The sequence below is a fragment of the Pseudomonas sp. RIT288 genome, from assembly GCF_000631985.1.
Lineage (GTDB): Bacteria > Pseudomonadota > Gammaproteobacteria > Pseudomonadales > Pseudomonadaceae > Aquipseudomonas.
In genome coordinates, this window is record NZ_JFYN01000031.1 from 1 (window position 1) to 1,335 (window position 1,335).

A 1,335-nucleotide genomic window follows, 5' to 3' on the forward strand; every position below is an offset into this window, starting at 1 on the left:
GGCCCCACCCTCTCCCCCTGCAAAAAACTCCTCGGCGGCCCATCGTTCAAACTCAATATCGCCACCGCCCCGCGACTCCCTGCCATCACCCCGCTCACCTTGATATCCACCGGCGCCGTTTGATTGGAAAACCACTGCAATGCCGGGCTATCACTGCGCGCTGCGAGTAATTGCGGTGGCGCCGGAGGGGTATGCGATTCGGCGGAGGTCAGGAGTAGCGACGACCAGGTCGCGACGCCGACCAGGGCGGCGAGCAGTGCGAGGGCCTGGACGGTTTGCGGGGGGGAAATGCGGGTGGTGAGCATCATGGGCTGAATCTCCTTTTAGTCCCTGCTGACAGGCTACGCGGCAATTCTCACGGTTTTATTTCACACGCCTTACATGTTGGCCGTGCAGGATGTTTTTTGGGACGGGGCAAGACGCAAAGGAGCGCGCAACCGATGAAGGTGGGCAAGCAACAGGGTTTTACGCTGATCGAGTTGATGGTGGTGCTGGTGATCATCGGGATCGCCAGTGCGGCGATCAGTCTGAGTATCAAGCCGGATCCGCTGCAGTTGCTGCGCAAGGACGCCGAGCGTGTGGCGCAGTTGCTGCAGGTGGCCCAGGCGGAGGCGCGCGCCGATGGTCGGCCGATTGTTTGGGTCAGTGATGGCAAGGGGTTTCGGTTCAGTCGGCGCAGTGACAGTGGTCGGGGGTTTGAGCATTTCAAGGATGATCCGCAGTTGCGGCCGCGCACCTGGCAGAGTCCGAAGCTGGAGGTGCGGGTGGAGCCGAAGCAGAAGGTTGTACTTAACGCCGAGTGGATCAATCCGCCGCTGCGATTGACCCTGTCTGATGGGCTCAATCGGCTGAGTGTGCTGCGTGATGCCAGTGGCAGGATCAGTGTGCAATGAACGCTCAACGGGGCTTTACCCTGATCGAGGTGATGGTCGCGATTCTGCTGATGGCGGTGGTCAGTCTGATTGCCTGGCGCGGGCTGGACAGTGTGACGCGGGCGGACAGTCATTTGCAGGCGAGCAGTGAGCAGAGCGACAGTTTGTTGCGGGCGTTGAATCAGTTGCAGCGCGATGTGGAGATGCGCGCGGGGATTGAATTGACTGAGCCGAAGAAGGTTGGTGTGGATGATGAGCCGCCGAGTGCACCGCCTGCGCTGACGGTGCGGAGCAGTGACAGCAAGGGGTTTCGGCTGGATATTATTCGCAGTGCGGCGGATCAACCTGGGGCTTTGCAGCGGGTGCGGTGGTGGGTCAAGGGGGATACGTTGTATCGGGCGGCGGCTGAGGCACGGAGTCGGTATCCGTTGCCGGCGCCCGATACAACGTATCCTTCTCGAAG

General features: G+C 61.1%; 3 protein-coding genes. 2 read left to right on the forward strand and 1 reads right to left on the reverse strand.

The genetic code is table 11. The features are described 5' to 3' along the window. The coding region (locus tag BW33_RS18820; protein ID WP_047600423.1) for a hypothetical protein at nucleotides 1-308 on the reverse strand (308 nt) is incomplete at its 3' end. Between the two features lie 132 nt (nucleotides 309-440). Here BW33_RS18820 and gspH point away from each other — a divergent pair. Together gspH and BW33_RS18830 are read left to right on the forward strand one after the other, a co-directional pair. Continuing rightward, nucleotides 441-893, forward strand: coding sequence for a type II secretion system minor pseudopilin GspH (gspH, locus tag BW33_RS18825; protein ID WP_047600425.1), 453 nt, complete (start codon nucleotides 441-443; stop codon nucleotides 891-893). Then, nucleotides 890-1,335: PulJ/GspJ family protein (locus tag BW33_RS18830; protein ID WP_047600427.1), on the forward strand; the 446-nt coding region annotated here is incomplete at its 3' end. The genes gspH and BW33_RS18830, both read left to right, overlap by 4 nt.

What these genes read in the sequence shown, in the direction of transcription:
- gspH (WP_047600425.1), top strand. Translation starts at nt 441, where the DNA reads ATGAAGGTGGGCAAGCAACAGGGTTTTACGCTGATCGAGTTGATGGTG.